Source organism: Chryseobacterium sp. Tr-659 (assembly GCF_011752975.1).
Taxonomy (GTDB): Bacteria; Bacteroidota; Bacteroidia; order Flavobacteriales; family Weeksellaceae; genus Chryseobacterium.
In genome coordinates this window covers 1-18,343 of record NZ_VWWP01000010.1, presented here as the reverse complement: position 1 = coordinate 18,343, position 18,343 = coordinate 1, and the positions used below count along the sequence as shown (strand labels likewise).

At 35.6% G+C, this 18,343-nt stretch carries 17 protein-coding genes, 1 tRNA gene and 1 pseudogene; 9 read left to right on the top strand and 10 right to left on the bottom strand.

The genetic code is table 11. The annotated features are described in order from the left end of the window. Positions 1-3 precede the first annotated feature (3 nt). The 3 genes from tsaD to F3J23_RS18615 are packed head-to-tail and all read left to right on the top strand — an operon-like array spanning position 4 to position 2,107. A complete protein-coding gene (gene tsaD / locus F3J23_RS18625; RefSeq protein WP_167032547.1) occupies positions 4-1,020 on the top strand; it encodes a tRNA (adenosine(37)-N6)-threonylcarbamoyltransferase complex transferase subunit TsaD in 1,017 nt (338 codons plus the stop codon). After that, positions 1,017-1,412 (top strand): hypothetical protein, encoded by a 396-nt coding sequence (locus tag F3J23_RS18620; protein ID WP_167032545.1) that lies wholly within the window; start codon positions 1,017-1,019, stop codon positions 1,410-1,412. Before tsaD ends, F3J23_RS18620 begins: the two co-directional genes overlap by 4 nt. Then, positions 1,409-2,107 (top strand): RsmE family RNA methyltransferase, encoded by a 699-nt coding sequence (locus tag F3J23_RS18615; RefSeq protein ID WP_167032543.1) that lies wholly within the window; start codon positions 1,409-1,411, stop codon positions 2,105-2,107. Before F3J23_RS18620 ends, F3J23_RS18615 begins: the two co-directional genes overlap by 4 nt. A 46-nt stretch (positions 2,108-2,153) precedes the next feature. Here the strand turns inward: F3J23_RS18615 and F3J23_RS18610 are convergent, their stop codons facing one another. Further along, the gene (locus F3J23_RS18610; protein WP_167032541.1) at positions 2,154-2,675 is read right to left on the bottom strand and encodes a hypothetical protein; all 522 of its coding nucleotides are present in this window, start codon (positions 2,673-2,675) and stop codon (positions 2,154-2,156) included. A 26-nt stretch (positions 2,676-2,701) separates the two neighbouring features. Continuing rightward, the gene (locus tag F3J23_RS18605) at positions 2,702-3,382 is read right to left on the bottom strand and encodes a TrmH family RNA methyltransferase (protein WP_167032539.1); all 681 of its coding nucleotides are present in this window, start codon (positions 3,380-3,382) and stop codon (positions 2,702-2,704) included. Between the two features lie 161 nt (positions 3,383-3,543). On the opposite strand from F3J23_RS18605, the gene F3J23_RS18600 reads away from it, so the two are divergent. The 4 genes from F3J23_RS18600 to F3J23_RS18585 all read left to right on the top strand — a co-directional run bounded on the left by F3J23_RS18600 (position 3,544) and on the right by F3J23_RS18585 (position 6,328). After that, entirely contained in the window at positions 3,544-4,560 is a 1,017-nt protein-coding gene (locus F3J23_RS18600) for an asparaginase (RefSeq protein ID WP_167032537.1), read from the top strand. Between the two features lie 54 nt (positions 4,561-4,614). Beyond that, positions 4,615-4,701, top strand: a tRNA-Ser gene (locus F3J23_RS18595). Positions 4,702-4,982: 281 nt separating this feature from the next. Continuing rightward, positions 4,983-5,393, top strand: coding sequence for a hypothetical protein (locus tag F3J23_RS18590; protein WP_167032535.1), 411 nt, complete (start codon positions 4,983-4,985; stop codon positions 5,391-5,393). Positions 5,394-5,593: 200 nt separating this feature from the next. Then, the gene (locus F3J23_RS18585) at positions 5,594-6,328 is read left to right on the top strand and encodes a hypothetical protein (protein WP_167032533.1); all 735 of its coding nucleotides are present in this window, start codon (positions 5,594-5,596) and stop codon (positions 6,326-6,328) included. Positions 6,329-6,399: 71 nt separating this feature from the next. Here the strand turns inward: F3J23_RS18585 and F3J23_RS18580 are convergent, their stop codons facing one another. Further along, positions 6,400-8,868, bottom strand: coding sequence for a TonB-dependent receptor domain-containing protein (locus F3J23_RS18580; protein ID WP_167032531.1), 2,469 nt, complete (start codon positions 8,866-8,868; stop codon positions 6,400-6,402). 475 nt (positions 8,869-9,343) lie between these two features. Between F3J23_RS18580 and F3J23_RS18575 the strand changes: the two genes are divergently transcribed. Then, positions 9,344-10,147: a DUF2490 domain-containing protein gene (locus F3J23_RS18575; protein ID WP_167032529.1), complete on the top strand. Its 804-nt coding sequence runs from the start codon at positions 9,344-9,346 to the stop codon at positions 10,145-10,147. A 125-nt stretch (positions 10,148-10,272) separates the two neighbouring features. Here the strand turns inward: F3J23_RS18575 and F3J23_RS18570 are convergent, their stop codons facing one another. Together F3J23_RS18570 and F3J23_RS18565 are read right to left on the bottom strand one after the other, a co-directional pair. After that, positions 10,273-10,965 (bottom strand): hypothetical protein, encoded by a 693-nt coding sequence (locus tag F3J23_RS18570; protein ID WP_167032527.1) that lies wholly within the window; start codon positions 10,963-10,965, stop codon positions 10,273-10,275. A 418-nt stretch (positions 10,966-11,383) separates the two neighbouring features. Continuing rightward, the gene (locus F3J23_RS18565) at positions 11,384-12,916 is read right to left on the bottom strand and encodes a M20/M25/M40 family metallo-hydrolase (protein ID WP_167032525.1); all 1,533 of its coding nucleotides are present in this window, start codon (positions 12,914-12,916) and stop codon (positions 11,384-11,386) included. A gap of 141 nt (positions 12,917-13,057) precedes the next feature. On the opposite strand from F3J23_RS18565, the gene F3J23_RS18560 reads away from it, so the two are divergent. Then, the gene (locus tag F3J23_RS18560; RefSeq protein WP_167032523.1) at positions 13,058-13,645 is read left to right on the top strand and encodes an FMN-dependent NADH-azoreductase; all 588 of its coding nucleotides are present in this window, start codon (positions 13,058-13,060) and stop codon (positions 13,643-13,645) included. A 154-nt stretch (positions 13,646-13,799) separates the two neighbouring features. Here F3J23_RS18560 and map read toward each other — a convergent pair whose 3' ends face one another. The 5 genes and pseudogenes from map to F3J23_RS18535 all read right to left on the bottom strand — a co-directional run. Then, positions 13,800-14,564 carry a type I methionyl aminopeptidase gene (gene map, locus F3J23_RS18555; RefSeq protein WP_167032521.1) on the bottom strand — a complete coding sequence of 255 codons (765 nt, stop codon included), beginning with the start codon at positions 14,562-14,564 and terminating at the stop codon, positions 13,800-13,802. Positions 14,565-15,381: 817 nt separating this feature from the next. Next, entirely contained in the window at positions 15,382-15,765 is a 384-nt protein-coding gene (locus F3J23_RS18550; RefSeq protein ID WP_167032520.1) for a hypothetical protein, read from the bottom strand. A 98-nt stretch (positions 15,766-15,863) separates the two neighbouring features. Next, positions 15,864-16,073: pseudogene (locus F3J23_RS18545) on the bottom strand (hypothetical protein); the annotation flags it as partial. Between the two features lie 43 nt (positions 16,074-16,116). Beyond that, positions 16,117-16,671: a hypothetical protein gene (locus F3J23_RS18540; RefSeq protein ID WP_167032517.1), complete on the bottom strand. Its 555-nt coding sequence runs from the start codon at positions 16,669-16,671 to the stop codon at positions 16,117-16,119. A gap of 656 nt (positions 16,672-17,327) precedes the next feature. Further along, a partial coding sequence (locus F3J23_RS18535) for an RHS repeat-associated core domain-containing protein (protein ID WP_167032515.1) occupies positions 17,328-18,343 on the bottom strand: 1,016 nt, incomplete at its 5' end.

Genomic DNA, 18,343 nt, shown 5'->3' with positions numbered 1-18,343 from the left:
ATTATGAGCGACTCTATAATTTTAGGTATTGAATCGTCCTGCGACGACACCTCAGCAGCTATCATCAAGGGAAATGCTATTCTTTCAAACATTGCCGCGAATCAGGCCATCCATAAAGAATATGGAGGTGTTGTTCCTGAATTGGCTTCACGGGCCCATCAGCAAAATATTATCCCCGTTGTTGAAAAATCTTTTTCCAAAGCAAATATACAACAAAATGCTATCTCAGCTATAGGATTTACACGTGGACCCGGACTTTTAGGATCTCTTCTGGTAGGAACATCATTTGCTAAGTCTTTGGCTATGAGCCTTAATGTTCCTTTGATTGAAGTAAATCACCTCCAAGCCCACATTTTGGCCCATTTCATCGAAGATGCAAATCCTGTGCCGCCTACCTTTCCTTTTCTGTGCCTTACCGTAAGCGGCGGCCATACCATGATTGTATTGGTAAAAGATTATTTCGATATGGAAATTATCGGGAAAACCATAGATGATGCCGCAGGGGAAGCTTTTGATAAAATAGGAAAGATCTTTGATCTTGATTATCCTGCCGGACCTATCATCGACAGACTTGCCAAGGAAGGAAATCCTGATGCTTTCAAATTCAACAAACCAAAGCTGGAAAACTATGATTATTCTTTCAGTGGGATCAAAACTTCCGTACTTTACTTCATCCAGAAAGAGGTTAGAAAAAATCCGGATTTCATCAAAGAAAACCTGAATGACCTTTGTGCTTCTGTACAAAAATCTATCATTGAAATTCTGATGAACAAGCTTGAAAAAGCAGCAAAAGATCTTCATGTGAATAAAGTGGCCATTGCAGGTGGTGTATCTGCCAATTCTGCACTGAGAAAAGCCATGGAAGACAACAAAGAAAAACTCGGCTGGAGTATCTATATCCCCAAATTTGAATATACAACAGATAATGCCGCCATGATCGCCATGGTAGCGAAACTGAAGTTTGAAAGAGGTGAATTTACAGACCTGAGGACTACGGCTACTGCAAAATATGATTTATGAAAATACTCTTAGAAGAAAAAGTACTGGGGACACATTCTAAAAAGAACTCAAAATATTACTGGATACTGGAAACAGTAACAGGAAAAAATGACAATTTAGTGAATTCTGTAGATTATTTCCCATCAAGCTCTGAAACAGGATATATTCAGGATATAAAAGATGAAGTTTTAAAATTAATCAATTCTGAACATCTTTTCAGTTTTCCTTACACACCAAAAGAGGGAGATTATTTATCGATCAAAAATAATCTGAGAAAACAGGAATACTTAAATCTGATTTTCATTAACAATACCTGGATTGAAGAAATATACATGTGCTCTTACCGGGAATGTGATACGGATATCTATACAACCATTAAAACGGGTGTTGCATTTATAAGTCAGGATATATGAAATTATTTTACGGAGAAATAGCAGATCAACAGGTCTTTATCAATGATGAGGAACAGCAGCATATTGTAAAAGTGCTGCGTATGAGAGATGGAGAAGATATTCATGTAACGGATGGAAAAGGAACAGTGGCTTCTGGAAAACTGGTTATAGAAGGAAAAAAAGCGGGTATTGAAGTTTCGGAGATTAAAAAGGATCTGCCGGGATTTAAACCAAACCTTCATATTGCCATTGCACCTACCAAAAATATTGACAGGATAGAATTCTTTGTGGAAAAAGCCGTGGAAATGGGTATTTCGGAAATCAGTATTATTATAACAGAGAAAACGGAACGTAAAAATATCAATATTGATAAGATCCGGAAACAGGCTATTGCTGCTTCAAAACAAAGTCTCAGATTTCATTTCCCGGTAATCAATGATGCCATAAAGCTGACTGATTTTCTGAAAAATATTAATCCGGAACATACTTTTGTTGCCCACTGCCATGAGAATTTAGAAAGAATTGATCTTAATAATATTCCTCAACTGGAACAGCTTACATTTTTAATAGGTCCTGAAGGTGATTTTTCTGAAAAGGAAATTGCATTTCTTGCAGAGCATAGAGTAAAAGCAGTATCCCTGGGTAATCAAAGACTGAGAACGGAAACCGCAGGAATTTTTGTAGCTGCATGGAATTATAACAATTTACAACAATAAAATATAAAAGAGAGCAGCATTTTAACTGTTCTCTTTTTCTTTCTTTTTATTTTAATAATGGCCACGTAATTCCTATATGACCGGTATTGACAGGAAGGCTTTCTGCTTTTGCCAACCTGAAATTGTATCCTGCATATAATTTTCCTCCGAATGCTCCAATTCCAAGATACGGCATAATTCTGGGTACAAACTGTTCAAAATTGGTCTGAAACTGCAGTTCTGCTCCCAATATAAAGCCAACACCTACATTAACACCTATTTTAGGAGCGATAAAAAATTTATATTTATCACTAAAGCTCAAATCACTTCCTGCATAGTACACCTTAGAACCTCCGTGTGGACCTCCATAGCTGAATACTTTTGCATAAGCCAGTTCAATAGTATGCATCTTTCCGGATTTCCAGGTTTCAGAATTATCTTTTGCTTCACCAGAAAAATGATATCCAACCAATAATGCAGGATAGACCTTTGTTTCAAATCTGTATTTTCGATAAGATAAAGTGTCTGACTGCGTTTGGCCGAAGAATAAAATTGAAATAAATAGAAAAGTAAATGATAATAATTTCATACCAGGTTAATAGTTTAAAATATAAACTAATTAAACGTCAAATTATTATCCCTTAAATATTTTTCGAAGATCTGCTGTCCGCTTCTCATTGAGTTGACTGCCCAAAGAATTTTCATTCTTAAAAGCTTTTCTTCATTTAATTTATAGTCAATATCAGATTTTAAAAGCTTCTGTTTCAACTCATACATACAAATTGAAGCTGCTACAGAAACATTAAAACTTCTTGTGAAGCCATACATCGGAATTGCGAGTGTCTCATCTGCAAAGTCTAATATTTCCTGAGAAACGCCTTCCATTTCTGTTCCGAAAACTAAAGCGATAGGTTCAGTTATTTCGTATTCCGGTAACATTTTGGCATTGTTTTCCAATGAAACTGCTACAATTTTATATCCTCTGTCTTTAATATTCTGAAAAGATTCCATGTTTCGGGGAAGTTTTTCCACTTCAACCCATGTATCTGCCCCTTTTGTAACCCTAAGATTAGGTTCAAAACTGTATTCTTCCTGCAAAGCGACCACTTTATGAAAACCACAGGCTTCTACAGAACGTACAATGGCTGCGGCATTTCGGAACTGATAAACATCTTCCACAACAGGAAGCACAAAATCTGAACTTTCCTGGGAAAAATGGTCAATCTTGGTCAGTCTTTCTTCTGTTAAAAACTGTTTTAAATATTCAAAAGTCTGTGCTAAATCTTTCGTCTGCATTCAATTATTTTTTCAATCGCGAGATATAACGCCTGCAATGACAACTTTATTTTTATAAAATTTTATCTTAAGCGTTTCATTCATTTTCAAATCTTTGCAAATTAACGTAATTTTGGCCTATGAACCCTAATCGGGCTCCAATTCTTAATTAAAAATAGTACATGAAGCGAAAAGTCCTGCTCATCTATACCGGTGGAACCATCGGAATGGAAAAAGATTATGAAACCGGAAGTCTCCGTGCCTTTGATTTTGGAAATATATTCGAAAAGATGCCTGAAATGAAACTCATGGAATGTGAGGTATTTGTTCATCCTTTTGCAAAACCGCTGGATTCTTCGGATATGGGACCTGAAGAATGGAGGATCATCGCTAATTATATCCTTAAAAATTACAATGATTATGACGGTTTTCTGATTCTGCATGGAACAGACACCATGTCTTATACAGCTTCCGCGTTAAGTTTTATGTTAAAAGGTTTGAGAAAGCCTGTGATCATGACCGGCTCTCAGCTTCCGATCGGTGATTTAAGAACTGATGCCAAGGAAAACCTTTTGACCAGCCTTTACTACGCCAGTCTTTATGAAAACGACGAAGCAGTTATCCAGGAAGTTGCCATTTATTTTGAATATAAATTATTAAGAGGAAACAGAACATTGAAATATTCTGCTGAGTATTTTGATGCCTATGCAAGTCCAAACTATCCGATACTGGGACAATCCGGAGTTCATTTAAATATTATAAAAGATAATCTGTTCCGTTGTGCTCCCGAAGTTGAATTTCATGTGGATGAACATATTTCTGAAGATATTTTATTCTGGAGAATTTTTCCGGGGATGCATCTGAGCCATTTCAAAGAGATCCCAAAAATGAAGGTTTTAATTCTTCAGGTTTTTGGTTCCGGAACAATTTTCAGCAGTGAAAAAACCCAGGAAACACTCCAGGAGATCAGAAACAACGGTACGGAAATAGTGGTGGTAAGCCAGTGTATTTCAGGCGGTATCTCATTCGGAAAGTATGAAAACAGTAATATTTTTTCAAGAATCGGGGCCATCAGCGGAAGGGACATGACCGCAGAAACTGCGATTACCAAAGCAATGCACTTGATAGACAATCCTAGTTACTCCGGAAGCTTTGCTGATAACTTCACGAAAAGTCTTTGTGGAGAAATTACAGATTAATTGCAAAAATTATTTGGATATTAAAGAAAATACGCTATTTTTGCAATCTCAAAAAGAAAGGTGTCCGAGTGGTTGAAGGAGCTACCCTGGAAAGGTAGTATACGGGTAACTGTATCGAGGGTTCGAATCCCTTCCTTTCTGCAAGAATACTAAAGCCTGTACTGAATAAGTGCAGGCTTATTTTTTTTGTAAATTTCATTAATTCCAATCAGATAAATAACTGAAAATTTTATACTTGATCCGAAATCTCACACAGATCAAACAAATTTTGCAGATGGCTGGATGATAAAACAGTCTTTTTTCAACTTTCTTATCGTAAGTATTTCTACTCAACATTATAATTGGTTATTTATACTCTAGAATATTTTTTTTGTTCTTCGTTACTTTGAACTACAAACTAATTCATTAAAAATCAATTTAATATGTCATCAACAAATGTAAACGCAAATTCTTCCGGCCAGGTACAACTTGGAAACGGAGCACAGTTCTGGGTGTATCTTTCACCTCAAAACGAAACCTCTAAAATGATCTCTACATGGAGAGTAACCTTCTCACAGGGAAACTGGAGTGATACCATTTCAAGCGAAGATCCTACGAAGCAGATCCAAACGCCTAATCTTTCTGGGATCTTTGATATCAAAGTTGAATTATTAAGCGGCTCAACCGGTACATGGCGCCAGATTCCTCCTCAGGAAGGAAGCAATAATGAAATAGGCTGCAACTCTAACTGTGCTTCTATGGTAGGTATTGTTGCAGACAGTACAAATCCTCCTATTGGAGCTATCAATGCACATTTTTGGACTACCTGGGATGCTATGTGTAAAGCAGGATAAACTAAGACATCAATAATAAACAGTCCATAAACCAAATTGTCGCAGTATTGAATACTGCGGCAATTTCGTTTTAAAATGATCCTTAATACAAGAACAGCAACCTGTTTTATCACTGCTTATGATTAGAAAAACCTATCAGATTATCTATTCTGGCACTTCCTTTTTTCCTAAATTAGCATTCCTAAATTTGACGTGATATAATGTACAAACTACGAACAGTTCTGCCATTCCTGCTACTCTTAGCTGCTTTTCTATTTCCTCAACTGGCAAAGGCCAGTGCCTACTGGATGGAAATTCACGGATCAGGCAAGCTAAAAGATCCTGTTAAAGTGGAAGTCTGCTATGGCTTCATTGATGATCTTAGCGCGAGACATCGCACAACCGGAGCCGAGTTTCAGGAGATCAGAAATTTTCAGTTCTTTATCCTTAATGCCAACGGAACAAAATCTAAACTTGAATTACAAATAAAAGGAGATCATTGGGAAGGAAGTTTTATTCCGGATAAGAATGGTACTTACAGGATTTTGGGTATAAATGACCAGCAGCCTGTACTTAACCGCTCAAAAAATCCACAGGAAAATGTTCGCCCCATAGATCTTATGTGTGGAGCTTATGATGTTGGAAAGAGTTCAGAAACGACATTACCTGCTCAGTTTATGGACATTATTCTTAAGGAAAATAATGGCATTTATACAGCTTTTCCGTATCGGGATATGAAGCCTGTGGAGAAAGGAACCATGCTGAGAATATTCAATCCTGAAAATTGGGAAAAGAATATCCCGGTGAATGAAAACCATCAGGTTCAATTTAAACCGACATTACCGGGACTTTATGTAATCCGGCAAGACTGGTATGACAATACTCCGGGAACTTTTCTTGGAAGCACTTATGGAAAAATACGATACCGTAATAATTACTGTCTATGGATCAACTGATCTTTTTACATTCTAAAAAATACAAAGCCCGGATTCAAGAATCCGGGCTTTTATATAGTATCAGTTATTATTTAGAACTTCAGAGAAACGCTTCCCAGGAAACGTGAAGGAGCCTGTGGTGTTAAACGTACAGACCAGGCTTTTTCATTTGTAATATTATCGAATTTCAATCCTACTCTGTATTTCGGCTGATCATAGAAAATTCCCAGATCAAACATTTTATAAGATGGAATAATCACTTTTGCAGTCTGTGTATTGGTCTGGTAGGAAGACGATCCCATATTTCCACCTCCACCTATTCCCAGGCCTTTTAATTTCCCTTCGGAAATTCGGTAACTAATCCAGAAATTAAACATATTAGCGGGACCAGACAATGCTGGTCTTAACCCATTAACCGTAGGATTAGCATTGGTAAATTTACTATCGTTATATGCATACCCGGCTACAATATTCAATCCATCAAACGGATTGGCTGTTATTTCCGCCTCTATTCCTTTACTTAGTTGTGTTCCGTCCTGAATTGAGTAATTGATATCATCAGGATTGGTTCTTAAAATATTATCCACACGGATGTTATAATAACTCAATGTTCCTACAACTCTGTGGTTGAAAACATCTGCTTTCACCCCGAATTCAAGCTGATTGGCATATTCCGGTCTGAATGCATTTCCATTGATATCTACCCCGCTCACATTGTTAAAGCCATTCATATAATTTCCGAAAAGAGAGACTTTATTCTTCAATATTTCATAGACAATTCCCATTTTAGGAGAAAACGCAGTCTGTCCGTAAGGCCCGGCCTGCGTTCCACTGTTGCTCAGTCCTCCTTTTATTTGACCAGTGGTTATATCATATACTCCTTTAAACTGGAAACGGTCAACACGGAGACTCGCCATTACCATAAGCTGGTCTGTGATATTAAATACATCTGAAACATATGCGGCATAGGTATTATCACTATTATTTTCTCTTCTGAAAGCAGAGGTTGCCGTTAGAGCATCAATGGTATTGCTATTTACTCTGAAATCTGCTGAAGGATGAACGAAATTGAATACTTTCGTATTGGTATGATAGCGGTCAAAGTGGTTTGAATTGTTGTAATAATCCAATCCTACTACCATTCTGTTTCTGAAACGTCCGATTCTGAAATCACCGATAAAATTCTGCTGAATATTGGTTGCAATAAACGAAGTGGTTCCTACCATCACCTGCGCGCTTGCTGTAGAATCTGTTTTTCCGTTGATTGCAGAAATATATCCGGTAATAGTAGATCTTGCACGGGATACAATAGTCTGGGAAGTCCAGTTTTCTGAAACTTTATAATTCAATTGAGCGAAAATGTTCATCATCTGTGTTTGATAAGCCAAATCATCACTCAGGAAATTTTTATAATAAGGAAACTTCATATCTGCAATCGACTGAATTTTGTTGCTTCCTGTGTATGGATTAAAACGTACAACAGATGTTCCTTTTGCCTGATTGAATTCCACATCTAAAAGGAGCGACATACGATCGTTGATCTGATAAGAAAAACTCGGAGCAATGGCTAAAGAATTTGTAAATCCTATATCCTGAAAGCTTTTCTCAAAGGTTCCCGCAGCATTCAAACGGAAAAGAGCCGTTCGGTCTTTGTTTACCGGTGTGTTTACATCTACTGTTAATCGGTTGTAATTCCAGCTTCCTCCAACATATCCTACTTCTCCACCGAAATCATTATAGGGTTTCTTCGTTACACGATTATATACTCCTCCATAGCTGCTGGAAACATTTTTTCCGAATAAAGTCGCCGATGGTCCTTTAATCGCTTCTATACGTTCAAGGTTTACAGGATCAATCACTGAAAATGCAGCCCCAGCCACTCCGTTTCGTGCATTAGGCTCCACTTCAAATCCTCTGGAACGAAAGGTCACCCTTCCCTGATTGGCGATCATAGGAACACCAGCTCCCGGAACGTTTTTAGAGATGCTTCCCAGATCTACAGCCACCTGTTCCTGAAATAATTCTTTGGTAACGGTATTGTAAACCTGTGGATTTTCCAGATTCTTTAAAGGCAGCCTTGCAACAAATCCACTTTCTTTCTTAGAAAATCTGTTGGTATTTTTCATGATTACCACCTCCTGAATGGCCTGAATATTCTCTTTTGTCAGCTGATAATCCAATGTTGCTGTTTCACCGGCCTTCACTTCTACGGGTAAACGTATTTCTTTAGAACCTAAAATCTGTAATTTTATGGTATAATTTCCTGCGTTCAGATTCGTGAAACGATAGTTTCCCTCATCATCGGTTAGCGTCTGGCGATCCGTTTCCAGTAGTGAAACAGAGATAGCCCGCAAGGGCTGTCCGTCCACCATATTTACTTTACCGGTGATTCCCCCTTGCTGATCCTGAGCATATGCTGCTAAACTTAATAAAGTAAAGAAGAAAGCCAGTAATGGTTTAAACCATTTTTGTGTATTGTTTGTTGAAATATCATTCTGCTTAGTCCCATTAGAATGCCTTATATACCCTGTGAGGAGCATATTTTTAGTAGATTGTATCATTTTTTCAGCCTTATTTAAAATAATTATAAATAAAAGTGCAAAATAAAGCAATCATAACTTCACCCACAATATTAATTTGAATTATTCTAAATAAATACCAATAACCTAATAGAAATTAAGGCTGATCTATATGGTTTACACACATAAATACCTTATTATCAAATAATAATAAGATCATCAATTATAAAAGTCCATGTTTTCCACATATTATCAATAAGTTTTCAACATGTTATCCACAATTGTTTACTAAGACAAATCTTACTTTAATTCTAATGATTTTTTATTCCCAAATCTATCCTAAATCACGCACTTACTTTGTCATGTTTTTAAACAGTATTAAAAGATTTTGAATAAACATCCTATGAATGAATCTGGTAAATTTGATATGAAGAAGTATTCTCTCTGCGTATTAACGATATTTCCAGCCGTCTTGTGGTTCCGCAGGTATTTTACATTAACAATAAAGCAGTTATCCATGATATTGAGCATAAAGAAAATTTTTGCAGGGCTATTCTTATTCGGATGTGCAGGCACAGTTGTCAAAGCACAGATCAGCCCACCGGGATTGGGAGATGCTCACACGGCATTCTGGTCTGCTTTCGGAGTGAAAAGACAGCTGGATTCTCTGGGAAAGAAACACAGTATGAGCTATATTGCAATAGGGAGAAAAAGCAGTCCTGACCAGGATAATTTATTTTCAAAACAAGCCATTTTCGTGCTTAACCATGAAGTGTATCATTCATTTGCACCTCATCAGCAGTACAGCTATGCAATCAGCTACCGCCGGCAGCCTCAATATGAAAGTGAAGCTCCTTATCACAAAGAAAGTACAGAGCAGGAATTCAGAGTATACGGAAGATATGCTTATACATTTAATCTTGGAAAGAAATGGAAACTCAAAAATACCATCCGTCAGGAATTCAGGAAATTCTTTGATGCCGACTTTCACAAAGTGGAAGAAGATTTCCAGCTTCGAACCCGTATTAAAAGTCAATTAACCTATAATTTATCACCAAAAAACAACCAAAAACTGGCATTAAGTGCTGAAACCTTATTTTCAATCAGCCATATGAATGAGCCGGAAGCCGACTGGGGAAGTTTTGGTTATCGTGAAATGCGGATTACCGCTTATTATATGTTTAACATTCCTCACTCTCCTTTCACGGTTGATATTGGCTACATGGATGATCTCATCCGTGGCAGCAACAGTATTCATCACGGAGGTGTTCATTATCTGGCAGCTGATCTGGTATGGAATATTCCTTATAAAAGAAACTAATTGACAACTAAGCTTACATTAGAACCTATCTATATACAAAATCCCAGTCATCTCTGACTGGGATTTTTGTTTGAAAACATAAGTTTTCCGCAATATAATTAAGTATGAATGTTTGGTGTAAAATCTTAATTGCATAAAGTCAGAAACTGTCGGCTCAATTGTACTTTGAACTTCGCTTCTGCTCTTGACTGAACATAAATAGTTTGTTTAAAAGCTCTTACACTTTTTAATTTCTCATCTATGAACTCCGCGATCTGTTCAATGGAGAAAATAAAATCTCTGTATACCGCCATATTTACGGTCTGACCATAATAAGGCAGATAAGCTTTCAAAAAAGGAATTACTTTCTGGTGGCGGTTATAACTGATACAATATCCTACTCCTTCTACTGAAGTAATAATATCATAATGGTTGATATAATCATGGATATTCTTATTGCTATTCAAAGCATCCATATTTTTTGAACAGAATTTATTAATCTTATCCAGAATATGCTGGGCATACTCCATCATCGAGATATTTTTAAATTCAAATACCTGGTTTAGTCCTTTGGAAGAACTTCCGTTTTCACAGTGCGGATAAAATGAGATTCCAATGATTTCGTGATAGGGAAAAAAACAGTCTTTAATTTCAATGGAAGCATCTGCCTTTACTTTGTCCTCTGCGAAATTATAGTAAACATATGGACTGTAAAGTTCCGCAAGAGCTTTCAGATAATCAGTTTCGCTTGTATTATGATATTCTTCAAACCATTTTTCAAGATTTTCATAATAATTCTTTTCAAAGTCGTTAAAGTTTAAGTAAAATGGCAATTCCATAGCTCTGTAATTTTGATATGACAAAGCTATACTCGTAATGCGACAAAACTTGACGTAATATATTTTTTGTAAAAAAGATTTTGGATGACAAGTTGGCCAATTATCAATTTTTATTTCGCAAAGTTGATCCTCAATGATTATTAACGCTAATGCTCACAAAGTTAATTAATATACATAGTTTGTTTGTTCGCAAAGGCATTTCATTGAGCTAAAGAATATAATTTTCTTCGTTGAGTTAAGCGCCTTTCCCATCGAAATAATAGATGATGAAGCAGTTTAAACTTAACCACAAAGTCACAAAAGTTATTTATTTTTTTAACCACTTTAGTATACTTCTTATACATCAAGTATATAACTTAGGTATTTAAAATGTTTTTGCGCCTTTTGTGGTTTAATAGTCATTCCGAATCATTCACCATTACTTATCATAGTTCTTCATTACATATTCAAAATAGTGGATCATTTTCAGATAGTTTTCGATGCTTAAGTACTCATTAGTACTGTGAATACTCTGCTGTTCTGAAATATTGATTTTTATAGGCATAAATCTGTAAACGTTTTTACTTACGATCTCATACTTTCCAGCATCGGTTCCTGCCATTGTCAGATATGGTGTTACAATAGCTCCTGGATGAATCTCCTTAACTGCGGCTTCTATAATTTTGAAAGCTTTTGTATTGGAAGGTGAGATTGCAGAGGCTTCTCTGGTATTATCAATTTCTTCTACTTCCACATCAAAACCTTCGGTTGCTTTGGCAATATGATCTCTCACATCTTTTACCGTATTTCCGGGCAGCAGTCTGAAATTGACAACAAATTCAACTTCGGGAGAAAGTACATTGGTTCCGTCACTTCCTTTCATCATGGTTAATGCTGTGGTAGTTCGTACCAATGCATTGGTTGTATTATTTTTGGTAAGCTGGGAAATCAATACAGGTTTTAAAAGCCATTGGTTTGCCAGTGCCATCCTTGTTATAAAAGGCATTTCACCACCAATATTATTAAAAAACTCTTTGATTAATGGTGTTATGACAGGTTTCATCTGATTATCTTCCAAACGCTGCATAATAACGGCTGCTTTTCCAATGGCACTTTCCATAGGAGGCATTGATGAATGTCCGCCAAGTCCTTTTACTTTTATTTTTGCGGAAAGAAATCCTTTTTCTGCACATCCTACAACGGCTACATCTGTGTCTATTCCGGCTACATTTCCTTTTCGCATAATCAATCCGCCTTCATCATAAACAGCATCAAATTTCAATCCTTTCTTTTTAAAATAATCTGCAATCTGCATTGCTCCTTTCTGGCCGCCCACTTCTTCATCAAATCCAAAAGCAAGGTAAATATCACGTTGCGGAATCTGTTTATTTTTAATCATGGAATTCATAGATTCCATTAAGGAAAAGAGCATTCCTTTCATATCTATGGCTCCTCTTCCGTAGATTCTTCCGTTGGCAACAGCTCCTGAAAACGGTGCAAAGTCCCAATCTTCCGCTACTTTAGAAACGGGTTCCAGCGGTTTATCATCCGGACGGAATATATTTTCTTCATTGTTTTTGATATCTGCATCTCCGGGAGGTACAACATCCATATGGGAAAGAAATAAGATAGGCTCAAGAGACGGATTACTTCCTTTGAGTCTGAAGACCAATCCATATTGATTAACTTCAACATTTTCGGTATTTTGAAACACCAATGGATATGATGTTTTTAAATAAGTTTTAAACTGATCAAATGGTGCATAATTGAATTCACCCAAACTTCCGGTAGAAACAGTGGGTATTTTTATTCCTCCTGAAAAGCGCATTACTGCTGAATCATTTTTTACCGGCTTCCACCCTTCTCCCGCTCCGATTGCGTTTTTCTTAAAAGGATAAGTATAGGTTTTAATAAGTACTACGGCAGCAAGAATAACAATGATTGCCAAGAGGATTAAAAGGAACTTTTTCATAGCAGTAATTTTGAAAAGTGGTTTGGTTCTATAAATATAGCAAAGTATTTCATGTTTAACAATTTTAAGATTCCGGCGTTTTATAAAAATTTTATGTCCCTAACTGGAAATTTGAATCGTCATTCCATAAAAGAAAACAATATGAAAAATATTCTTCACATTATTTCCAGCGCAAGAGGTGATCAGTCTTACAGCCAGGGACTCAGTACAGCGATTGTAAACAGGTTGCTGCAAAGAGGAAATATCAATAAAGTAATAGTCCGGAATCTGGTTAAACAAGCGCCACCATGTGCTGATGAAATATCAATTCATGAGTTTTACAAACATCCGGAAGCTTATGATGATCAAAGTAAACAACTTCTTTCTTATGCTGACATGATTGTAGATGAAATGCGTGAAGCTGATGTTATTGTCATGGGTACTCCTATGTTCAATCTGGGGATTTCAACTCCACTGAAAATGTGGCTGGACCAGCTGATCCGGGCCGGAGTCACCTATGTTTTTGATGAACATTGGACCCGTGCAGGGCAATTTAAAGGTAAAAAAGTGTATCTCGCCGTTGCTTCGGGCGGAAGAAGTATTGATGGTACTCCGGATTATATTTCCGATTATATCAAAGATGTTTTCAGAAGTTATACCGGGATTACAGATATTGAAACTTATCGTATTGAAGGGACTATGGAAAAAGGATTTGAAGCAGATTATGAAAGCATCCTGAAGGACTTTTGATGTGGAAGACTTACCTGTAGCTGATTAGTTTAATTTCTAATAAAATATTCTCGCAGATTAAGCTGATTACGCAGATATTAATTAAAATCCGCTTAATCTGCTTAATCCGTGTGAGATAAACAAACTATGCAGTATGCGAGATAAAACCTTTGTCTTAATTCAGAATTTCATTCATGTGAGTTAGAATGATCGGCTTTCCGTCCGTTATCAGAATCGTATGTTCGTGCTGAGCCATATAGCCGCCTTTATTTCCAACCATTGTCCAGCCATCTTTTAATTCTACGGCAAGATTAGAGGAAGTTGAAATAAACGTTTCAATGGCTACTACGGAATTTTTCTTAAATCTTCTGGTATCAAAACGGTTTCTGTAGTTCAGCAGTTCGTCTGGTTCCTCATGTAAGCTTCGGCCTACTCCATGTCCGCAAAGATTTTTAATGACTTTAAAACCTCTTTTTCTGGCTTCGGTTTCCATTAAAAAGCCTATGTCTGCAATTTTGACACCTCCTTTTATATTGTCAATAGCTTTCTTTAAAATATCTTTAGAGGCTTCCACCAGCTTCTGATGTCCGTGAATATCTTTTCCAATCACAAAAGAACCGCCGTTATCTGCCCAATATCCGTTAAGTTCTGCAGAAACATCAATATTGATCAGGTCACCTTCTTTCAGGGTACGCTGATCTGTAGGAATGCCGTGACAGAATTCGTTATCTACGCTGATGCACGTCCAGCCTGGAAATCCATACGTCAGATAAGGAGCCGATTTTGCTCCGAAACTTTCCAGTATCTTGGCTCCATACTCGTCAAGATCTTTTGTAGTCATACCGGGTTTTGCATAATTCATCATCTCTTTCAAAGTAAAGGCAACGGCTTCGCTTATTTGCTGCATTCCGGTCATCTGATCTTCATTGGTGATTGACATATTGTTGTTTTAATTGTTGTTGACAATTACAAAGTTAGGAAATTGTAGAATGATTATACCAATCAATAGAATCTTATAACTATTGGTTCATGAAAAATACGACACACAGACACTTCTATGTGATCAAACACACCCTTCAACAACCTCCTCTACCTCCTCATATAAGAGGCTAGAGACTGTTAAGAAACCCTCTATAACCCCTTATTGAAGTGGATATAGAGGGTTATGGGTGACTGGAGGAACTTCTGAAGACGGTAAAGTCGATTTTTAGAATGGCTCCCGGCACTTGATGAAGTGGCTGAAGATAGTTTACAAAGTAGTTCGTGATACTTTAGGACCAATAAAAGTCATTGTAATTACAGTAGCCATTATTCTATATGACCTTCGCCAAAAAAGAAACCATTTAAAAATAGTCAATGTCAATCCAAAATTGGAGAATGGTTTTACACCGATCTATCCTTATTTTGAAAAAAGGCTCAGATTATGAAAATCCAAGCCTAATTTTTTAGCTTACACACTTGGCGAGATAGTGCTATGTTTTTTTATTTTTATTAACTCAAAGTCATACATTTTGTCTAGCCGAGACCCTATTGAATGTCTGTTTGAATAAAATTTATTAGTGTAAGTTCTTTTCCAATTCTCATCCCAAAGCACCAAACATTTATTAATCTTTCCTGATAAATTTAGATGATTATATTGGATAGAGGAAATTCCTTTAAGGGAAGTCTACCAAAGGGCTCACAAGAAAGGATTCGTTCAACAACAGTTTTTTTAGATCATAAAAAAGACTGTCTTTTTGAGACAGCTTCTATTTATTTTAATTTTTTATAACAATTCTCCCCATCATGGTAGCCAAAGCAAAGTACAATATTCTTATCTTTTTCTCAAAAAAAGTAGTATAGGTCATGTCAGTATCATTTACATCTTCTGGAAAGGCAATTAAATCTTTATCAAAATTTAAATAAAAATCATTAAACTTTATTGTGTTACCTTCTAATTTGTATTTCGAATTGTAATTCAACACTTTCTTCCCTTTTATATTGTAAATTACTCTGTTATAAACCCCATCCTTGTTAATCGTTAAAGTGTCATATGTATTCTTGTATGATATGGGTGAATATTTTCCATATATATCTTCATTACTAATATTTTGGCACGAAAATAAAAAGGGTAATAAAATTAAACTTATACTTTTCTTCATATTTATTAAATTTAAGATGTTCGATTTAAAATCTAGGTCTCGTTAATATAGATGGTGGTGTTATACCTTGTTTAAAAACGTTCTTTAAGGTTGGGTTAATTACTTTCCTCAATGATCTCTGTTCCTGCTCCATTTTTAGCATAGCTTAATCTGGTGTTTCCAAGATGGTCAGTATAATTATACACATACTTTCCAGTCTCAACATTAAAGTACCCTTCTGCTGTAGGAAAGAATTTTAATACAGAATCTGTATACTGGAAACCATCAAGATAATCAGTTGTTTCTATACCGAAAACCTTTCTTACTTTTTTATCTGGAAACGAGCGAGACGCTCGCACCAGCAGGAGAGCTTTAATAATATGGATTATTTTGTCTAGTCTTGCATTTTGGGCATTCTATTACACCATTATCATTAGCTATTTCCCAAGAATTATCACAATTAAAACACATTACCCAATTATCTCCGATAGGAACAGCATTTTGCAATTGATTGTTAGAAAATTCATTATCAATCAAGCTTTTATATTTTTTAAAAATAGTATTTGCTTGACCTATGTTATCCATCATTTCCTCTTCAAAGAATTTATTATATTTCCATTCTTTAAAGGTAATTAGATTTGGAAAAAAAGGATCTATAGGATAATTCTCTTTACCAGTAAAACCATCCCAGTATTTGGACATTCTATTATCTGAAACAATGAAAAATTCAGAGGGATAATTATGAGGATAAGTATTTCCTCCTTCGTCTATAATAAAAAAATTTATCCGTCCCTCCTCTGTATACTCTATTGCATAAACTGTATATTCTTGCCCTATTGTTAATGGAAAACGTTCATAGGGTATTTGCCAGTTTATCTTATAGTTTACCTTTTCTGGATTGTCTATTTTAATATATTTAATTCTCATTTTTTTAATTCTTAAGGATAGCTATGTCCTCTACTTTTAGCATTTGTCCAATCTTTTATCTTAGATCCTGAGCGCACTCCTGTTTTACTGTTTATATCCCAAAAAAAACCACTAAAAAATGGTCATTGCCAATCCAAAATTGGAGAATTGTTTTACACCAATTTATCCTCATTTTTGAAAAAAGGCTCAGATTATGAAAATCCAAGCCTAATTTTTTAACTTACACACCTCATGGGATAGTGGCTTAAAAATCAAAAAACTTGCGCATTGAAATTAAATCTCATTTAAGCTTTTAGGATTCTTTTCTTTTTTAAATAAATATATAAATACAATAAAATACCAGATATAAATACTGGAAAAGTATAACAAATATTTAATCGTTTAATATCTGTATCATCATCAAATATGTATATAAAACTAAAACTTCCTGTGGCTATATAAAATAATAAAAAATATATAAATAAAAATAAAATTATACATATTGTTTCTTTTTTAATCCAAATTCTCATTAATGAAATTAGAATAAAATCAATTAATAAGACAATTGCAACCAGAAAAGAGGCAAAAGTTATTGTACCATCATGCAGGTTATAAACTTTTATACCTAACCAAAATATTAAGTATGAAAGGACTGTTTGTATTAATGTTCTCATAAATTAAGGCGTTACTTTATCATTGCAAGATGTACAAATCCAGTTACCGCCATTCCACTCATATGTTCCTTGTTGCAATTGTGATATATTTCCAAAAAAAGACATTATTGAATGTGCTGCATCGGATGTATTTTCAGTATGATTACCCATTGGCAATCCATTTTCAACTTCATTTGCTAAACCACCTAACCCATCACTATCTTTTCTACCTTTTTTATCTTTATTTGTAAATTGAAGTGTATGCACTTTTGGGTTAGCTGTCAATTCACCTGCTTGAAAAGGATCAAAGTCTGCTACTAACGTGATTTTTACTTGTTTCTCTAAACCATGTTTTTTTGCATAATCTAATAGAGCAGTAGTATAGCCTTTTCCATAAGCTCCTCCCATGCTATGGGTTACGATCTTTATAGTTTCAATTATTTCACCTGTAGTAGAATCTTTAGCAAGGTTAGCTATAATATCTTTAGCATCTCTTAATCCTTGATTATATCCTGAAGAAATTCTATTTGAAGAAGATAAACTACTATTACTAAAACTTCCGAATAAAAATTGTGAAACTAAGTTTTTTGCTCCTCCTAAACCTCCATCTCTATAAATTGCATTATAATCATTGAAATGATTCATAACTTCCATATCAAACCTTCTATACATTGGCATCCATTGACCTCCTGCAACACTCAAATGTCCTGTAATCATACTACTTGTCCAATACTTGGAACTTCCACCCTCACCTGTATGCATTCCATTAATAAATATAACAAGATTTCCATCAGGATCTATTGCATTTATTGGTGTATTATTAGCATAATTATATGGTGATTTACTTAAATACAGTTCTCCCTTTCCATCAGAAACACCCCATCTTCCAATATCCGGCATATAGAATCTTGCTCCATAATCATACATCCCCGTCTCTTGGAGTTCTTTGCCGTTGTATTTGTACTTATAAGAAGGATTTCCCGCCAAAGGATTATATCCCTCATGTTTCAATCCGAATGGATAGTAATTGTTTTCCTCTA

Excerpts from the sequence above, each read along its gene's own strand:
- F3J23_RS18605 (WP_167032539.1), bottom strand. The coding sequence starts at position 3,382 with ATGCAGACGAAAGATTTAGCACAGACTTTTGAATATTTAAAACAGTTT.
- map (WP_167032521.1), bottom strand. The coding sequence starts at position 14,564 with ATGTCAATCACCAATGAAGATCAGATGACCGGAATGCAGCAAATAAGC.
- F3J23_RS18620 (WP_167032545.1), top strand. The coding sequence starts at position 1,017 with ATGAAAATACTCTTAGAAGAAAAAGTACTGGGGACACATTCTAAAAAG.
- F3J23_RS18565 (WP_167032525.1), bottom strand. The coding sequence starts at position 12,916 with ATGAAAAAGTTCCTTTTAATCCTCTTGGCAATCATTGTTATTCTTGCT.
- F3J23_RS18580 (WP_167032531.1), bottom strand. The coding sequence starts at position 8,868 with ATGATACAATCTACTAAAAATATGCTCCTCACAGGGTATATAAGGCAT.
- F3J23_RS18540 (WP_167032517.1), bottom strand. The coding sequence starts at position 16,671 with ATGAGAATTAAATATATTAAAATAGACAATCCAGAAAAGGTAAACTAT.
- F3J23_RS18590 (WP_167032535.1), top strand. The coding sequence starts at position 4,983 with ATGTCATCAACAAATGTAAACGCAAATTCTTCCGGCCAGGTACAACTT.
- F3J23_RS18550 (WP_167032520.1), bottom strand. The coding sequence starts at position 15,765 with ATGAAGAAAAGTATAAGTTTAATTTTATTACCCTTTTTATTTTCGTGC.
- F3J23_RS18600 (WP_167032537.1), top strand. The coding sequence starts at position 3,544 with ATGAAGCGAAAAGTCCTGCTCATCTATACCGGTGGAACCATCGGAATG.
- F3J23_RS18585 (WP_167032533.1), top strand. The coding sequence starts at position 5,594 with ATGTACAAACTACGAACAGTTCTGCCATTCCTGCTACTCTTAGCTGCT.
- tsaD (WP_167032547.1), top strand. The coding sequence starts at position 4 with ATGAGCGACTCTATAATTTTAGGTATTGAATCGTCCTGCGACGACACC.
- F3J23_RS18610 (WP_167032541.1), bottom strand. The coding sequence starts at position 2,675 with ATGAAATTATTATCATTTACTTTTCTATTTATTTCAATTTTATTCTTC.
- F3J23_RS18570 (WP_167032527.1), bottom strand. The coding sequence starts at position 10,965 with ATGGAATTGCCATTTTACTTAAACTTTAACGACTTTGAAAAGAATTAT.
- F3J23_RS18615 (WP_167032543.1), top strand. The coding sequence starts at position 1,409 with ATGAAATTATTTTACGGAGAAATAGCAGATCAACAGGTCTTTATCAAT.
- F3J23_RS18575 (WP_167032529.1), top strand. The coding sequence starts at position 9,344 with ATGATATTGAGCATAAAGAAAATTTTTGCAGGGCTATTCTTATTCGGA.
- F3J23_RS18560 (WP_167032523.1), top strand. The coding sequence starts at position 13,058 with ATGAAAAATATTCTTCACATTATTTCCAGCGCAAGAGGTGATCAGTCT.